Origin of the sequence: Kitasatospora aureofaciens, from assembly GCF_019192735.1 — a bacterium.
In the GTDB taxonomy this organism is placed as follows: domain Bacteria; phylum Actinomycetota; class Actinomycetes; order Streptomycetales; family Streptomycetaceae; genus Kitasatospora; species Kitasatospora aureofaciens_A.
This window is the reverse complement of record NZ_JAHTKP010000012.1, coordinates 111,650-127,875: the sequence shown is the minus strand read 5'-3', so window position 1 is coordinate 127,875 and position 16,226 is coordinate 111,650. Positions and strand designations below refer to the sequence as shown.

Sequence of the window (16,226 nt, the reverse complement as noted above, 5' to 3'; positions counted from 1 at the left end):
CTGGTGCGCCTCGGGCAGATACCGGACCTGTCCCGGTGGCTGGAGCAGATCACCGCGACCGGCGGGTGCGCCCGGCCGGTGTACCTGACCGGATCGTCCGCCACGTTCGACGCGGTGTCGGGCGTGATGGTGCGCCGGTACAGCACGGCGGAAGAGCCCGGGGAACGGCTGGCGCTGCGCTGCCGCAACCGCCGTTCGTCACGGTGCGGGCCCTGCTCGTGGCTGCATCAGGGCGACAGCTGGCACCTCGTGCACGCTGGCCTGGCCGGCGGGAAGGGTGTCCCGGACGTGGTGGGAACCCATCCACTGGTGTTCCTGACCCTGACGGCACCGTCCTTCGGGCGGGTGCACCGCGCGGGCCGCTGCCACCGGCAACGCCCGGGAACGTGCGGGCACGGCAACCCTCTGGGCTGCGGCCAGGTCCACCCGGACAGTGGGCTGCTGGTCGGTCAGCCGTTGTGCGCCGAGTGCTACGACTACCCCGGGCACGTGCTGTGGAACGCCCACGCGGGCGCGCTGTGGAAGGCCTTCACCGACAATCTGTACCACCACCTCGCAGCGCAGGGCGGGGTGAGCCGTTCGAGGATCCGGCGTGTGCTGCGGGTCTCGGCGGTGAAGGTCGCGGAGTACCAGCGGCGCGGCGTGATCCACTTCCACGCCGTCGTGCGCCTCGACGGCCCGGACGGATCTGCCGAAGAGCCCCCAGGGTGGGCGACGGTCGCCGTGCTGATGGACGCGGTGCGCACGGCGGTGGCGGCGGTCTCGCTGGCTGCCCCCGCATCGTCGACCTACGGTGAACGGCGCCTGCGGTTCGGCACGCAGATGGACGTTCACGAGATCGGCAGCGGGCAGGACTCGCCGGTCAGTGCCGATCGGGTCGCCGCCTATGTGGCGAAGTACACCACCAAGGGCGCCGATTCGGCCGGTGCCGTGGACCGGCGGGTCACGAGTGCGGCGGAGATCCGCGCGTTACGACTGTCGGCTCACATGCGGGCGCTGGTGGGAACGTGCTGGCGACTGGGCGCTGTACCGGAGTTGGCGCATCTGCGGCTGCGGGCCTGGGCTCACACGCTCGGCTACCGGGGCCACTGCCTGACCAAGACCCGCGCCTACTCGACCACGTATCGCAGGCTGCGGGCAGAGCGCGGTGAACACGTCCGGGGCGGGCCCGTGAGCGGCGACGAGATCACGGTTGGCAACTGGCGGTTCGCCGGGGCAGGACATCGGCCCGGTGAGGCCTTGATCGCTGAGGGTATCGCCGCCGACCTTCAGCGGACCCGCGAGATCGCCCGGGACCACCTGCCCTTCGGGTGGGTGGGTGGGGCGCGGCGAGGACGCCGGCGGGCTGGCGTGGCTTTGCACACGGGGGCTGATCATGGGGGATGAGGTGGCGGGGGGCGCATCGGCCATCGGCCCTGAGGCGACCGAAGATGATCAAGACTGGGCCTGGGCGAGAGAACACGCACGGCGGGCGCCGAAGTGGTCGGATGAGAAGTGGCGGCGCATGAACACGGTTCTCGCGATCAAAGCGGCGAACCATGATCCACGCCGCCGTGTCCCCCCGCCCGCGTGATCTCCGGCGTTCCCGGCTACGACTCGTTGTAGATCGGGATCAACCGCTCCCGTAGCGGGGTGCGGCTGCCCCGGCCGACGGGCTTGACCACGATGGCCGTGAACGCCCGCTCCACGTAGGCACGCTTCTCGGCAAGCGTGACGTCCGGGCGCTCCCACTCCTTCTCCACGTCGATGGGATGTCCCTGGAGCGCGCTCGTCCTGCGCTGCCAGACGTTGCGCTCCTTCACGAGCCGGCGTTCGTCGGCTTCGTACTCGGCAAGATCCTTGTAGTACCGCTCCGCGCTGATCTGCCGGTCCCTGCGGGCCTGCTTGGCGTCGGCGATGTCCTCGCGCACACGAGCCAGCTTCTCCTCATGCGGCCACGCCTCACCGGCCGTCACCGCGCCGCGCTGTGCGTTCTCCTCCTGGTGCTTGGCGATCACCAACTTCCGGATGAGCTCGTCGGTCTCCGGACCACCGACCCGCACGCCGCCGCAGCCCTGCCCCGTGGCCGAGTTCGGGCACTGGTAGAAGTGGTAGCCCTCCGGCTTCTTCTGGCTAGGAGAGGCCTTCATCGCGCGCAGCTTCGCACCGCAGTCGTCCTTGCCGCAGCGAAGCGTCCCGGTACCCAGGTACTTACGCGTGTTGTGGCCGGTGCCGCGCCCGGGGCTCGCGTCGATGAGGTCGCAGATCGCCTGCCACTGCTCAACCGTCAAGATCGGTTCGTGCTGTCCGATCGTCGGCTCCCCGTTGTCGTCGTACACAACGACCATGTGCGCGCTCTCCGTTCCCGCTTCCTCGTCGAACTCGACAGCGGTACGCGAGCGGTAGCCACAGATCCGGGGGTTGCTGAGAACCTTCTTCAGTGCCTGCACAGTCCAGGGCTTCCCACTGGCCGTCACGATGCCGTCGCCCGTCCAGCCCGTGACGATCTGGTACCACACGCCACCGGCGAGCATCCGGTTCGCCGCGTCACGCAGTAGCCGCGCCTCGTCCGGTTCCAGCGTCCGGCGGTCCTCCTGCCAACCGAACGGGCGCGGACCCCCGCCCGGAATCCCCTGCCTCTGCATGGCCGTGTGCTTGCGCTTGACGCGCCTGGCGGTGTCCGCCGACGACTTGTTGTTCATGGCGGTGATGACTCGCGCCATGGCGCGCCCGTTGTCGGTCAGAAGATCCAGGCTGCCGGTGATGTCGATGATCGGCACGCCGTAGCGCTGTACCACGTCGATGGCGTCTTCGAGGTGGCGCGGGTCGCGCGTCAGCCGGTCGATGTCGTAGACGATCAAGCCATCAAGACGCTCACCATTGGGCGCCCGACGCGCCTTCAAATCCCCCAAGGCGCCTTCGAACACCGGCCGCACGACCCGATAGGCCACCTGTCCGTCAGGGAGACGCACCCGACGGCGCTTCCATGCCGAAGTGTCCGGCTCGGTGTAGGTGTAGACGTACCTCCCCCCGCGACTCTCGACGAACTCCCTGTCGTCCTTCTCCTGCTCGTCGGTGCTCTTGATGTCCTTGCCCGTCAGGTACTTCGCCCTCCCTGACGCCATGTCGGACGTCAGCTCCCCCTCTTCCTCCTCCGTCGAAAGGCGGGTCAAGCCTGCCCAGTTCTGACCCTCGAACCTGCCCCACTGCACCTGCCGAATCAGCTCATCGCCCATGAGTTAAAACTACATCTACCCACCCACTGAAGGGCGTTGTCGCCGTAGTTGTCGGCGGCGTTCTGGTAGACCTTCCAGCTCACGCCGGCGGTCTCCAGCGCCTCGGCGTAGGTCTGCCACCGCAGGCCCTTCTCGTCGCCGCCGTCGTAGGCCGGGCCGCCCGCGGTGCCGGCCGGGTCGATCTGGCCGGACCAGTGGTAGGTGCGGTTCGGGCCGGTCGCGCTGAGCACCGAGCAGTGGTAGGCGTCGCAGATGGTCCAGTTCTCGGCCAGTGCGTAGTGGAACGGGATGTCCTGCCGGGTGAGGAAGCCGAGCGTGCGGACGTTGCCCTTGGCGGCGACCCAGGAGTCCATCCTGCCGCTGTTCCACGCCGTGTGCTGGTCGCTCCAGCCGTGCGCGAGGTCGCCGTTGCACTGGGCGAGGCGCTCGGGGTCGGCGCCGCCGGCCGGCTTGGTGAGGCTGAACTGCCACGGGTACTGACGGCTGAACAGGCCGTTCGGCTGGTTGAACACGCTGTAGCCGCCGGCGATCTGGATCGCGCTGCGGTCGGCGAAGCCGCGCACGCCGCGCAGCATGCCGAAGTAGTGGTCGAAGCTGCGGTTCTCCTGCATCAGGATCACCACGTGCTGCGCGTCGGTGATGGTGCCGGTCTGCGACAGCGCCGCAGTGGACGCGGCCGCGGGCGCCGCGCCCGCCGCACCCGGGGCCGCCCCCGCACCGCCAGCGCCGGCCACGGCCAGGCCCGCGGCGGCAGCGCCGGACAACGTGACGAACTTTCTACGACTCAGCTCGGCCATCAGCCCAGCCCGTCCCTTCACTGGCGATGTTGTGTACACAAGTCGGGCTCATCGATCGCGCAGCAGTCTCCACCGGCGCCGAACCGGCCCACCAGATGCGTGCAGCAGGTTTGGCGGACTGTTCGCCCGGCTGTCACCGAACGACGTGGGGCTGAACGCGGGGCTGAAACGCCGGGGAGGGGACGAGGGAACGGATGGGGGGCCGGCCTCAGCGGTCCTGCACGGTGATCCCCAGGGCGTGGGCGAACTGCGGCGCCAGTTCCAGGAGTTGGGTGGAGCTGATGACGGCGCCGCGCAGGCCCAGGTGGCCGTCGGGGAGGCCGAGGCGGGCGGCGCCGCGCAGGTCGCTCTTGCTGAGGGTGGCGCCGCGCAGGCGGACTTCCTCCAGGGTGGAGCCGGGGAAGGACACCTCGGTCAGCTTCGCGTCGCCGAAGTCGACGTCGCGCAGCAGGCAGTCCTCGAAGACGACGTCGCGCAGGACGGCCGCCCGCAGGTTGACCGCCTCCAGCTTGCAGCCCCGGAACACCACCCGGCGCAGCGCCGAGCCGTGGGCGGCGATCCCGGCCAGCACGCCGCCGATGAACGCGCTGTCCTGCCACTCGCTGTCGCTCAGGTCGCAGGCCACCCAGCGGCCGGAGTGCGCCCACACCTCGGTGAACCGGGCCTGGCGCAGCTTGACGCCACTGAACTCGACGCCGGTGAAGGCGCACTCCAGGAAGGTCGCGCCGGCGGCCGACTGGTCGACGTACGCGCCGCCGTCGAAGTGCGCGGTGTCGTACCGTTCGTCGCTGCGCAGCCGACCGGTATGCGGGCGCAGCAGCTCCGCGTAGGGCAGGTCGGCAAGCCGGTCGGGGGCGGAGTACGGCATGGCGGGTGGCACCTCACGGTCGGACGGACGGGTCTCGCCCGCATGCTCGCACGCGGCACCGACAGACCGGGCTCCGGCGGCGAGGGCCGGGCCGAGGGCGGCGGACAGCACAGCGGCGGGCGGGATGATGTCAACCGGCGATAGCACCGTCCAATACCCCAGAAATCCCCGGTTTTTGATTGTCTTTGACTCACCTTGACTCGTGAATGCCCCTGGCATTCCGTTCCGCGGCCGGTTAGGCTCCGCCGCGGGGAAGTAACCGAGCAGCGGGCCGCCCGATTCCGGCCGGACGGCCCGCTGCGCCCCGGTCGGCGGGGGGACTACTCGGCGCCGTTCGCCCACAGCGCGTCGACCTGGCCGCGCTCGTTCGCGTCCGGGTTCGGGTTGGTGCAGGACGGGCCGGGGCCGCCACCGGACATCAGCTCGCTGCACGGGCCGGAGTAGTGGTCGGGCAGGCCGAGCACGTGCCCGGTCTCGTGCGCGGTGACGCGCAGTGAGCTGTACTGCTGGTTCTGCTGGTAGTCGAGGAAGACGTACCCGTGGCCGTGGCCGTCGGTGCTGGCGTACGAGCCGCGCGGGTCGTTGCCCTCGTAGTACGAGAAGTCGCCCTGGCTGCCCTCCTGGAGCTGGACGTTGTGCACCGAGCTGTTCCAGATCTGGGCGGCCTGGGATATCTGGCCGGTGAAGGACGGGGCGTTGCCCGTGTCGTAGGTGACGGTGACGGTCAGCAGCCACGGGTTGGCGGCCTGCCGGGCCTTGGCGGAGGCCATGACGGCCTGGAAGAACGCCTGGTTGTCGGCGGCCTCGGCGGCCGAGCCGGCGTACGACGGGGGCGCGTAACCCTGGACGGCCGGCACGGCGGGCACGGCGGGCGCGGCGGGCGCGGCGGCAGCCGACCCGGGAAGGGCCGCGAGGCCGGCGGCGAGGGCCAGGCCGAGGGCAGCGGACAGCACGGATCGAGACATGTGGGGGCTCCGATTCGCAGAACGTCGGATTGCCGGAACCGGTGGGGGCCGGCGACGGCGGACGATTGAATTTCGCTGCCCCAGAGTCGACCCGGGCGGGCCCGTCGCGGATGATGTCAACCGGCGATAGCGCCGCCCAATACCGGTGGGGATCCGCCGTGTTGACCCGTGTCATGTCCTTGGCGAGGCAGGTCGACGACGTTTATGCTCCCGACGTGGAGCTCGACGTGAGACACCTCCGGGTGCTGTGCGCGATCGCCGACACGGGCAGCCTCCGCAAGGCCGCGCTCCAGCTCGGCATGACCCAGCCCTCCCTCACCACCCAGCTGCACCGGATCGAACGGGCCATCGGCGGCACCCTGTTCACCCGCGAGCAGACCGGCAGCCGGCCCACCGCGCTCGGCCACTCGGTGCTGTCCCGGGCCCGGCCGGTGATCACCGAGATGGCCGCGCTGGTCGCCGCCGCGCGCCAGGAGGCCCGGGAGTCGGCCGGCGCCGGGAGCCGGCGGCGGCTGCGGATCGGCAGCGTCGGCAGCCGGGCGGTGGCGGCCTGGCTGCGCCGCGTCCACGAGCGGATGCCGGACACCGACACCACCATCCACGTCGACGTCTCCGCCGGCGCGCTGCTGCGGATGGTCGCCGCCGACCAGCTGGACGTGGCCTTCGTGTACGAGAGCGAGGGCTTCCCGCTGCGCGTGCCGCCGGACGCCGAGCACCGGGTGCTTATGGCCCGCGAGCCGCAGTTCGTCGCGCTCGCCGCCGGCCATCCGGCCGCCGCCCGGCCGGTCGTGCACCTCGCCGACCTCGCCGAGGACACCTGGATGGTGGACCCGACCGCCGACCACGAGTACGCGGCGATGCGCCGGGTGTTCAGCGAGGCCGGGCTCAACCCCCGGGTGGTGCAGGTGCGGGACAACACCACCGCCGCCGACCTGGTCGCCTCCGGCGAGGCGGTCCGCCCCTGCCAGCCGACCTCCCTCCCCGGCCCCGGCACGGTGGTGCGCCCGGTGCACGGGGACCCGCTGGCCGTCCGGCTGCTGCTGGCCTGGCGCCCGCGCGCGATCGGCCCGCCCGCCGTGGACGCGCTGTACGGCGAACTGCGCGCCGCCTACCTGGATCTGGCCAGGGTCAACCCGGCCTACCTGGCCTGGCTGGCCCGGCACGAGCCGAGGCTGCTCGGGCTGCGCCCGGACCCGCCTCAGGCCTCCCGGGCGTGCAGCGCCACGCCCACCGCCACGATCAACGCGCACACCAGGCCCGCGGCCAGGACCCCGGAGTCGCCGAACGCCGTGCAGGCGAGCACCAGCACGGCGCCGGCCGGGCCCAGGACCTGCGCGATGCCGCTCTTGGTGTGCCGGGAGTGCAGCAGCCAGACGGTGAACAGGTAGACCGCGGTGGGCACGGTGACCGTCGCGGTGGCGGCCGCCGCGGAGATCTCCGCCTTGTGCACGGCCGACTCCACCGCCACCTCCAGCCCGGTGCCGATCGCCGCCGCCGAGGCGAACACCACGTAGTGGCCGTAACCCCAGGCGAACGCCTGCCGGTTGGACCGCAGGTGCTCGTGCACGGGCCGGGCGAAGTAGATCCACCAGGCCGAGAAGCAGATCAGCAGACCGCCGATCGCCACCGGCACCAGCCGGCCCACCCCCTCGTGCTCGTCGACCGCCGACTGCATCGCGACGGTCGCCGCCGCCACCGTCTCGCCGAGCACGATCAGGGTGAACAGCCCGTACCGCTCGGCGATGTGGTGCGGGTGCCAGGTGGTCTGCATCCGCAGTTCGGCCCAGACCGGCACGGCCAGCTCGGCCACGACGCCGATCGGGAAGACGAACGTCAGGGCACCGTGCGGCAGCAACAGCACCACCACCCAGGCGACCTGGCACAGCGCGACGCCGCCCGCGTACCGCAACGCCACCTGGCGCGCCTCGCCCTGCTCGCCGGCCGCCGCGCGCAGCCACTGGGTGACCATCGCGAGGCGCATCACGACGTAGCCGGCCACCCCCAGGACGAGGTCCTGGCTTACGAACAGCCGCGGCACTCCGGCCGCGAGGATCAGCACCCCGGCGATCTGCACCAGCGTGGTGACCCGGTACGGCACGTCGTCGCAGTCGTACGCGGAGGCGAACCACGTGAAGTTCATCCAGGCCCACCAGATGGCAAAGAAGGAGAACCCGTACCCGCGCAGGCCCTCGCCGTAGTGCCCGGCCGCAAGGGCGTGGGCGAGTTCGCGCCCGGCCTGGCCGACGGCGACCACGAAGCAGAGGTCGAAGAAGAGTTCCAGCGGGGTGGCGACCCGGTGCGACTCGTTCCGGTCGCGCGGGACCATCCGGCGCACCGGGCGCGGGTCGGCGGGATGCGGGTGGGGCGCTGCGGCGGAATCGCTGGTCATCGGCGCTGCTCCGGGGTCGGGGGCGGACGGGCGGGGCTGTCCCGCTGGGATGTCCCGCGCATCCTGGCAGCGGGCCGAGCCCGGCGCACGCACCGGCGCGACGGGGCCGCCCTCGGCCGCCGCGCGACCGTTACCGCCGCCTTTGCCCCTTTTCTCCTTGCCGTCAGCCGTAGTTGACGCCCCGGTGCGCGAACCGGGTGACAGCGCGGCGGGTTTCCGGGCGCGCCGCGCCGTACCGCCCGAGCCGCCGGGTCACCCCGCTAGATTCTTCCCCGGTTGGAAGCGAGCGCGGGCCTCTCGGGGCCCCACGACACGGGCGGCCTGCGGGCAACGCGGAAGGTCAAGGCCGGTGGCAGGACAGCGGCGGGGGCGGCAGAGCCGTCCTACCCATGTCCGCGCCACCGGCCTCGTGATCACCGCGCTGCTCGCCAGCGCCTGCCGCGCTGTCGGTTCTGCCGCGTCCGCGGCGGGGGCTACTTCTCCCAGCCGACCTTGGTGTAGTCGGTCGTGGCCAGGCCGAACGCGCCGTAGTTGGCCAGGCCCTTGCGAGCCGCCACCACGGTCGGCCGCTGGTACAGCTCGACGGTGTGGCCGAGCTCCCAGATCTTCGCATCCGCCTGGTTGTAGTACTTCGCGGCCTCCACCGGGTCGATCGTCCCGGCCGCCTTCTTCAGCAGCGCGTCGATCTCGGGGGTGCCGAGCTTCGAGTAGTTGCCGAAGACGTTGTCCCCCACCGGCAGGCGGAAGTTGGTCAGGCTGCTGGAGAGCGGGAACGAGTCCGTGTTGCGCCAGCTGGCGATGTCGAACTTGCCCGGGTTCACGTACTTGGTGAAGAAGTCGTTCTTCGGCACCTTGTCGAGGTCGACCTTCACGCCGGCCGCCAGCCACATCGACGCGGCCGCGGTGGACAGGTCGATCTGCGCCTGCGGGGTGGAGTCGTTGATCACGAAGTGCAGCTCCAGCTGCTGCCCGTCCTTGGTACGCGGCTGACCGCTGCCCGCCTCCTTCCAGCCGGCCTCGTCCAGCAGCTTCTTCGCGGCGGACAGGTCGAACTTCGCCCACTCGCCCGAGTTGTCCTGGTAGCCGGCCTGGTTGGGCATGAAGATGTGGTTGCCGAGCGGCTTGAACTCCACCGGGACGCCGTTGTTGGCGATCTTGATCAGCGCGGAACGGTCGAGCGCCTTGCCGAGCGCCTGGCGCACCTTCTGGTCCGCCAGCGGGCCGCCACCGCCGAAGGAGATGTGCACCTCGTCCCACGGGCTGGCGCTGCGGATCACGGTGTCCTTGGCGTCCTTGAGCTGGCCGTACGCGGTCGCGGTGGCGGCCGTCGCGAGGTCGATCTCGTTGTTGAGGTAGGACTGGGTGGTCGCCGCCTGGGACATCACCCGGAAGGTGATCTTCTCCAACTTGGGCTTGGTGCCCCAGAAGCTCCCGTCGGGGACGAGGGTGAGCGTCTGGGCGGTCTTGTCCGCGACGCCGATCTTCAGCGGGCCGGCGGTGATCGGGATCTTCTCGATCCAGGCCTTGTTGAAGTCGTCGGCGGTGGCGATCCCGGCGGCCGGTATGAGCGGGCGGAACAGGTTCTGCCAGTCCGCGTAGGTCTCGGCGAAGGTGACCTTGACCTCGGTCGGGTCGACGCCCTGCTCCACGGACGAGATCAGCTCGTAGCCGGCCGAGTCGGCGATGTTGTAGCCGTCCTTCTTGCCGTTGCTGGCCTCCCAGTCGGCCTTGAAGTCCAGGTAACTGAGCGGCTTTCCGTCCGACCACTTGGCCTTCGGGTTGAGCTTGTACGTGATCACCTGCGGCGAGGTCGAGGTGACCTTGGCCTCCACCAGGTAGTCCGGGTTCGTCTGGAAGGTGCCGGAGGCGTCCGTGGTGAAGAGGTTCGGTTCGAGGGCACGCATGATGTCGACGGCGTCGCCGTAGCGGCCGTCCACCTGGAACGGGTTCCACTGGGTGATCCACTGGTACAGCGGGAAGCGCACCTCGCCGCCGTCCTTCAGCTGGTCGAGCGGCTTGGGGTTGATGTCGTCCGAGTCCTGTCTCGGCGGCTCGCTCTTGGCCACGTTGTCGGCGGACCCCCCGCCGCCTGAGGTGCACGACGTCACCGCCAGGGCGACGGCGACGGCGAGAACGGTGGCCCGGCCGAGGCGGCGAGCCGTGGTGGCAGCGTCCATGGGAGTCCCCCTGGTGAGTTCTTCGAGTGCGGGAGTTGTTGTGCCGCAGTTCTTGCGTCGCAGTTGCTGTGCCGCAGTTGTTGGCGCAGTTGTCGTGTCGCAGTTGTTGTGCCGCGCGAGGTGTGGCGGGGCTTGAGCATGGGCAGCCAAGTCGGCACCGGACCAGCAGAACGTAACAGCCGTTCAATTGGCCCACCAGGGGGCGGAGTTCACATCTGATCCAAACGTCACACGCCGCAACGCTCCCGCAACACCCCGGCCGTACACCGCTGCAACACTCTGACCAGCTGTTTCCCGAACGGCCCGACCAGGGCCACCGACCGAAGGCCACCACCGGATGCCCACCAGACGCACCGGCCCCGCCCCCACCCCGGGCGGCCGCTGATGCTCCGCTACCTGGCGAAGCGGCTGAGCTACTACGCGGTGCTGCTGATCGCCGCCGTGTTCCTGGCGTACGCGATATCCGCGACCGCCCTCCAGCCGCGCACCTACTTCGAGGCCAAGGTGCCCCGGCCCGCCGCCGAATCGGTCGAACGGCAGCTCACCGACCTCAACCTGAACGACCACACCCCCGTGGCGGTCCGCTTCGGCCACTGGGCCGGCGGCCTGCTGCACGGCGACCTCGGCCGGACCATCCACGACACCCCGGTGACGGACGACTTCGGCCGGCGGGTCTGGGTCTCGCTGCGGCTGCTGCTGATCGGCAGCCTGCTCGGCATGGTGCTCGGCGTCGCGGCCGGCGCCTGGAGCGCGGTCCGGCAGTACCGGATCTCCGACCGGCTGCTCACCCTGCTGTCCTTCGTCCTGCTCTCCACCCCGGTCTTCCTGGTCGCCCTGTTCCTCAAGAACGGCGCCATCGCCGCCAAGGACGCGGCCGGCCACGAGGTCGTCCCGTTCACCGGCTACGAGACCCCCGGGCTCACCGGCGGCCTCGGCGCCCACCTCTCCGACTGGGCGCTCCACCTGCTGCTGCCCACCATGTCGCTGGCGCTGCACGGCCTCGCCACGTACAGCCGCTACCAGCGCGGCATCATGCTCGACGTGCTCGGCTCGGACTACCTGCGCACCGCCGAGGCCAAGGGCCTCACCCGCGGCCGGGCCCTGCTCAAGCACGGGCTGCGGACGGCCGTCATCCCGATGTCGACGATGTTCGCCTACAGCTTCCTGGGCATCTTCACCGGCGCCGTGTTCACCGAGACCATCTTCGGCTGGCACGGCATGGGCGAGTGGCTGATCCAGTCGATCAACGAACAGGACGTCAACTCCGTGGTGGCGGTCAACCTGTTCACCGCCGTCGTCGTCCTCGTCTCCGGCTTCCTCGCCGACACCCTGCACGCCGCCCTCGACCCGCGCGTGCGGTCCTGACCGGAGGTGACCTGACGTGACCACCCTCGTCGCGGACCCGGCCGAGGCCGCCCCCGCTCCCCGGGCCGCCGGCCGCGGCCGCCTCGTCCTCACCCGGCTGCTCGCCGCCCGCGGGGCGGTCGCCGGGGCCGTCCTCGTCCTGCTGCTCTTCGTGCTCGCCTTCGGCGGCCCGTACCTGACGCCCTGGGACTACGCCACCCCGGACTTCACGGCGCTGCACCAACCCCCGTCCGCCCAGCACTGGTTCGGCACCAACGGGATCGGCCAGGACGTCTTCGCCCAGGTCGTCCGCGGGCTGCAGAAGTCGCTGGTCATCGGCCTGCTGGTGGCCCTGTTCTCCACCGTGCTGGCCTCCCTGGTCGGCGCCTGCGCGGGCTACTTCGGCGGCTGGGCCGACCGGGCGCTGATGTTCGTGGTGGACCTGCTGCTGGTCTTCCCCAGCTTCCTGATCATCACGATCGTCTCCCCCCGGCTGAAGAGCACCGGCTGGATCGCCTTCGTCCTGCTGCTCGCCGTGTTCAACTGGATGATCACCGCCCGGGTGGTCCGCTCGATGACGATCTCGCTGCGCGAGCGCGAATTCGTCCGCGCCGCAAGGTTCATGGGCGTCCGGCCGCTGCGGATCATCAGCCGGCACATCCTGCCGAACGTCGCCTCCTTCCTCATCATCGACGCCACCATCGCCGTCGGCGGCGCCGTGATGAGCGAGACCGCGCTCTCCTACTTCGGCTTCGGCGTCAAGCCGCCGGACGTCTCGCTCGGCACCCTGCTCGCCGCCGGCACCAGCGAAGCCCCGGTGTTCCCCTGGCTGTTCTACTTCCCGGCCGGGCTGCTGGTGCTGTTCGTCCTCGCCGTCAACCTGATCGGTGACGGGCTGCGCGACGCCCTCGACCCCACCGCCGGGGGCGGCCGCCCTCGTCGGAACTCCCGTAGGAAGAAGCCGTGACCACGACCGTCGACACCCCGCTGCTCGCCGTCCGCGACCTGCGGGTGGACTTCGCCGGGCCGCTCGGCCCGGTCCCCGCCGTGCGCGGGGTGGACCTCACCCTGCGGCGCGGCGAAACCCTCGGCATCGTCGGCGAGTCCGGCTCCGGCAAGTCCGTCACCGCGCTGTCCGTCCTCGGCCTGCTGCCGAGGACGGCGAGCGTCCGCGGGTCCGTGCAGCTGGACGGGCGGGAGCTGGTCGGGCTGCCCGGCCGGGAACTCGCCGCGATCCGTGGCCGGCGGGTGGCGATGGTCTTCCAGGACCCGCTCTCCGCCTTCACCCCGGTCTACCGGATCGGCGACCAGATCGCCGAGGCCGTCCGCGTCCACCAGCAGGTCGACAAGGCCGCCGCCCGCCGCCGCGCCGCCGAACTCCTCGACCTGGTCGGCATCCCGGCCCCCGAGCGGGCTCTGGACAGCTTCCCGCACGAGTTCTCCGGCGGCATGCGCCAGCGCGCGATGATCGCCATGGCCGTCGCCAACGAGCCCGACATCCTGCTCGCCGACGAACCCACCACCGCCCTGGACGTCACCATCCAGGCCCAGGTGCTCGACGTGCTGCGCACCGCCCAGCGGGAGACCGGTGCGGCGCTCGTCCTGGTCAGCCACGACCTCGGGGTGATCGCCGGGACGGCCGACCGGGTCGCGGTGATGTACGCGGGCCGGGTGGTCGAGACGGCCGGCGTGGACGAGCTGTTCGCGGCGCCCCGCCACCCGTACACGCTCGGCCTGATCGGCGCGGTGCCCCGGCTGGACGGCCGCGGCGGTCCGCTCGTGCCGATCCCGGGCAGCCCCGCGCCGATGGCCGAGCTGCCGCCCGGCTGCCCGTTCGCCGCGCGCTGCCCGCTGGCGGAGCAGCGCTGCTCGACGGTGGAGCCGGAACTGAGCGGGAGCGACGGGCACTTGGCGGCCTGCGTGCGGTCGGCGGAGCTGGCCGAACGGCGGCCCGCGCCGGCCGAGGTGTACCCCGTGCCGGAGGTGCCGCCCGCCGCCGTGACCGGGGACCGCGACTCCCGCGCGCGGGTGCTGGCGGTCAGCGGACTCGGCAAAACGTTTCCGCTGCTGAAAGGCACGGTGTTCAAGCGCCGGATCGGCGAGGTCTACGCGGTGGACGGCGTCGACCTGGACCTCCGGGAGGGCGAAACCCTGGGCCTGGTCGGCGAGTCCGGCTCCGGCAAGTCCACCACGCTGTTCGAGCTGCTCAACCTCGCCGCCCCCGAGACCGGCCGGATCGAACTCCTCGGCCACGACACCGCCACGCTCACCCGCGCCGAGGCCCACCGGCTCCGGGCCCGGCTGCAGATCGTCTTCCAGGACCCGATGGCCAGCCTGGACCCGCGGATGCCGGTCGGCGACATCGTCGCCGAACCCCTGCACGCCCAGCACGCCGACCGCGCCGAGATCGCCCGCCGCGTCCCCGAACTCCTGCGCCAGGTCGGCCTCGACCCGGACCACGCCACCCGGTACCCGCACCAGTTCTCCGGCGGGCAGCGCCAGCGGATCTCCATCGCGCGCGCCCTGGCCGTCCGGCCGAAGCTGCTCGTGCTGGACGAGCCGGTCTCCGCACTGGACGTCTCCATCCAGGCCGGGGTGCTCAACCTGCTGCAGTCGCTCAAGGCCGAGCTGGGCCTCTCCTACCTGTTCGTCTCGCACGACCTCTCGGTGATCCGGCACCTCGCCGACCGGGTCAGCGTCATGTACCTCGGCCGGACCGTCGAGCAGGGCGAGGTATCCGCCGTCTTCGACCGCCCCCGCCACCCGTACACCCGCGCGCTGCTCTCCGCCGTCCCGCTGCCCGACCCCGCCGCCGAGCGCGCCCGCGACCGGATCCTCCTCGCCGGCGACCCGCCCTCCCCCACGCAACGGCACACCGGCTGCCCCTTCCGCGCCCGCTGCCCCGTCTACGCGCGCCTCGCGGAGCCGGGCGCGCGGGCGCGGTGCGAGCAGGAGAAGCCCGCGCTCGCCGGGGACGGCCACCAGGCGGCCTGCCACTTCCCGGGGTGAGGACCCCTTCGTGGAGCGAGGACCTCGCGTCATTGCATAGGGTTGTCACTCGAATACGATTCGGCAGATCCGCTGGGTGCCGTGTAAAGTCTTCCGCGTCAGCAGGCGCCGCTAGCTCAGTTGGTTAGAGCAGCTGACTCTTAATCAGCGGGTCCGGGGTTCGAGTCCCTGGCGGCGCACAGACAGCCGGAAGGCCCTTCGCGAGAGCGGAGGGCCTTCCGGCGTTTCCGGCCGGTTTTCAGCGAGGGCTTTCGGCGAGGGCCGTCAGCGGGTGTCGAGGATCGCCGAGGCCACCGCGTCGGGGCGGTCGAACATCACCAGGTGCCCGGCCGGGGCGGTGATGCGGAAGTCCGCGCCGAGCAGGGCGGCGAGCCCCCGCTGCTCGGCGAGCCAGGCCTCGGTCCGGCGGCTGCGCAGGCCGTCGTCGGCGGCGAGCACGGTGACCGGCAGGCCCTCGGGCAGCGGCCGGCTGCGGCGCAGCCCGTCGAGCTCGGCGGCGACGTCCAGGTAGCGCACGTTCTCCCGGAGCAGGGCGCGCAGGGCCCGGCCGGTGCGGTAACAGTGCCGGACGAGGGGCGCCGGGGCGAGGTCCTCGCCGCGGACGGTGGTGAGGCGGGCGGTCAGCCGCCGGGCGGCCGGGCCGAACAGGTACGGCACGGCGAGGGCGGTCGCGGCGCCCGCCGCCGCCCGCGCCGCGAGGTCGCGCAGCCCGGGTGCGGGGAGCGGCCGGGGCGCGGGCTCGACGCTGCTGTCGACCAGGACCAGCCCGGCCGCCCGCTCGGGGTGCAGCCGGGCGAAGGCCTCGACGTGGAAGCCCGCCACCGAGTGGCCGGCCAGGGTGCACGGCTCGCGCAGGCCGAGGGCGTCCAGCAGGGCCCGGATGCGCTCGGCCTCGCCGGTCGCGGTCGGGGCAGGGCGGCCGGTGGCGGGCTCGGGGGCGCTCAGCCCGTAGCCGGGGCGGTCGAAGCGGACGACGGTGCGGTAGGGGGTGAGGAAGGGGACGACGAGGTCCCAGTCGAACCAGCTGGTGCCGAGACCCCCGGTGAGCAGGCAGACCGGGCCACTGCCCTCGGTGCGGACGTGCAGCGGGACGCCGTCGATGCGCAGGAAGGCGGCCCGGACGGGCGAGGTTCCGTCCGCCTTCATACCGACTCCTGGCAGTGAACGCCGAGCAGGAGCAGGGCGGCGACCGCGGTGCGGGCGCGCGGACGTCCCGTGCTGGGGCGGCCGGCGGTGGGGCGGGGCACGGTTCCACCCTAACCGGCGGCGAACTCCGCCCCAACCGGGCGGAAACGGACACCCTCGGGCCGCGGGGTTCGAAAGTGGTCGGAGGCACCCCTTCGGACCGTGTATTGTTTACCGGGTCAGCAGGCGCCGCTAGCTCAGTTGGTTAGAGCAGCTGACTCTTAATCAGCGGGTCCGGGGTTCGAGTCCCTGGCGGCGCACAGACAGAGTGGGGAGT

At 71.6% G+C, this 16,226-nt stretch carries 10 protein-coding genes, 2 tRNA genes and 2 pseudogenes; 7 read left to right on the top strand and 7 right to left on the bottom strand.

The window, feature by feature from the left end; translation table 11 throughout:
- Window positions 1-3 precede the first annotated feature (3 nt).
- Window positions 4-1,386 (top strand): replication initiator, encoded by a 1,383-nt coding sequence (locus KV557_RS15400; protein ID WP_308129913.1) that lies wholly within the window; start codon window positions 4-6, stop codon window positions 1,384-1,386.
- A 203-nt stretch (window positions 1,387-1,589) separates the two neighbouring features.
- Here the strand turns inward: KV557_RS15400 and KV557_RS15395 are convergent, their stop codons facing one another.
- From KV557_RS15395 to snpA, 4 genes and pseudogenes are all read right to left on the bottom strand, one after another.
- The gene (locus KV557_RS15395) at window positions 1,590-3,215 is read right to left on the bottom strand and encodes a recombinase family protein (protein WP_218200464.1); all 1,626 of its coding nucleotides are present in this window, start codon (window positions 3,213-3,215) and stop codon (window positions 1,590-1,592) included.
- 23 nt (window positions 3,216-3,238) lie between these two features.
- Window positions 3,239-4,012 (bottom strand): annotated as a pseudogene (locus KV557_RS15390) (alkaline phosphatase family protein); the annotation flags it as partial.
- A gap of 208 nt (window positions 4,013-4,220) precedes the next feature.
- The gene (locus tag KV557_RS15385) at window positions 4,221-5,027 is read right to left on the bottom strand and encodes a pentapeptide repeat-containing protein (protein WP_308129912.1); all 807 of its coding nucleotides are present in this window, start codon (window positions 5,025-5,027) and stop codon (window positions 4,221-4,223) included.
- 173 nt (window positions 5,028-5,200) lie between these two features.
- Window positions 5,201-5,845, bottom strand: a complete 645-nt coding sequence (snpA, locus tag KV557_RS15380) for a snapalysin (protein ID WP_218200463.1) — start codon at window positions 5,843-5,845, stop codon at window positions 5,201-5,203.
- Window positions 5,846-5,955: 110 nt separating this feature from the next.
- On the opposite strand from snpA, the pseudogene KV557_RS15375 reads away from it, so the two are divergent.
- A pseudogene (locus tag KV557_RS15375) lies at window positions 5,956-6,894 on the top strand (LysR family transcriptional regulator); the annotation flags it as partial.
- A gap of 149 nt (window positions 6,895-7,043) precedes the next feature.
- On the opposite strand, the gene KV557_RS15370 reads toward KV557_RS15375, so the two are convergent.
- Both KV557_RS15370 and KV557_RS15365 read right to left on the bottom strand, forming a co-directional pair.
- On the bottom strand, window positions 7,044-8,234 hold the full coding sequence (locus tag KV557_RS15370; RefSeq protein ID WP_218200462.1) for a low temperature requirement protein A: 1,191 nt from the start codon (window positions 8,232-8,234) through the stop codon (window positions 7,044-7,046).
- Between the two features lie 473 nt (window positions 8,235-8,707).
- Window positions 8,708-10,411 (bottom strand): ABC transporter family substrate-binding protein, encoded by a 1,704-nt coding sequence (locus KV557_RS15365; RefSeq protein WP_218200461.1) that lies wholly within the window; start codon window positions 10,409-10,411, stop codon window positions 8,708-8,710.
- Between the two features lie 384 nt (window positions 10,412-10,795).
- Between KV557_RS15365 and KV557_RS15360 the strand changes: the two genes are divergently transcribed.
- The 4 genes from KV557_RS15360 to KV557_RS15345 all read left to right on the top strand — a co-directional run bounded on the left by KV557_RS15360 (window position 10,796) and on the right by KV557_RS15345 (window position 14,943).
- A complete protein-coding gene (locus KV557_RS15360; RefSeq protein WP_218200460.1) occupies window positions 10,796-11,776 on the top strand; it encodes an ABC transporter permease in 981 nt (326 codons plus the stop codon).
- Between the two features lie 16 nt (window positions 11,777-11,792).
- Window positions 11,793-12,722, top strand: a complete 930-nt coding sequence (locus tag KV557_RS15355; RefSeq protein WP_218200459.1) for an ABC transporter permease — start codon at window positions 11,793-11,795, stop codon at window positions 12,720-12,722.
- Window positions 12,719-14,764, top strand: a complete 2,046-nt coding sequence (locus KV557_RS15350) for an ABC transporter ATP-binding protein (protein WP_218200458.1) — start codon at window positions 12,719-12,721, stop codon at window positions 14,762-14,764. The genes KV557_RS15355 and KV557_RS15350 overlap by 4 nt, the downstream gene beginning before the upstream one ends.
- 105 nt (window positions 14,765-14,869) lie before the next feature.
- Window positions 14,870-14,943, top strand: a tRNA-Lys gene (locus tag KV557_RS15345).
- Window positions 14,944-15,028: 85 nt separating this feature from the next.
- Here the strand turns inward: KV557_RS15345 and KV557_RS15340 are convergent.
- Complete coding sequence (locus tag KV557_RS15340) at window positions 15,029-15,910, bottom strand: alpha/beta fold hydrolase (RefSeq protein WP_218200457.1); 882 nt, start codon at window positions 15,908-15,910, stop codon at window positions 15,029-15,031.
- Between the two features lie 225 nt (window positions 15,911-16,135).
- Here KV557_RS15340 and KV557_RS15335 point away from each other — a divergent pair.
- Window positions 16,136-16,209: transfer RNA gene (locus KV557_RS15335), tRNA-Lys, on the top strand.
- Window positions 16,210-16,226: the final 17 nt, after the last annotated feature.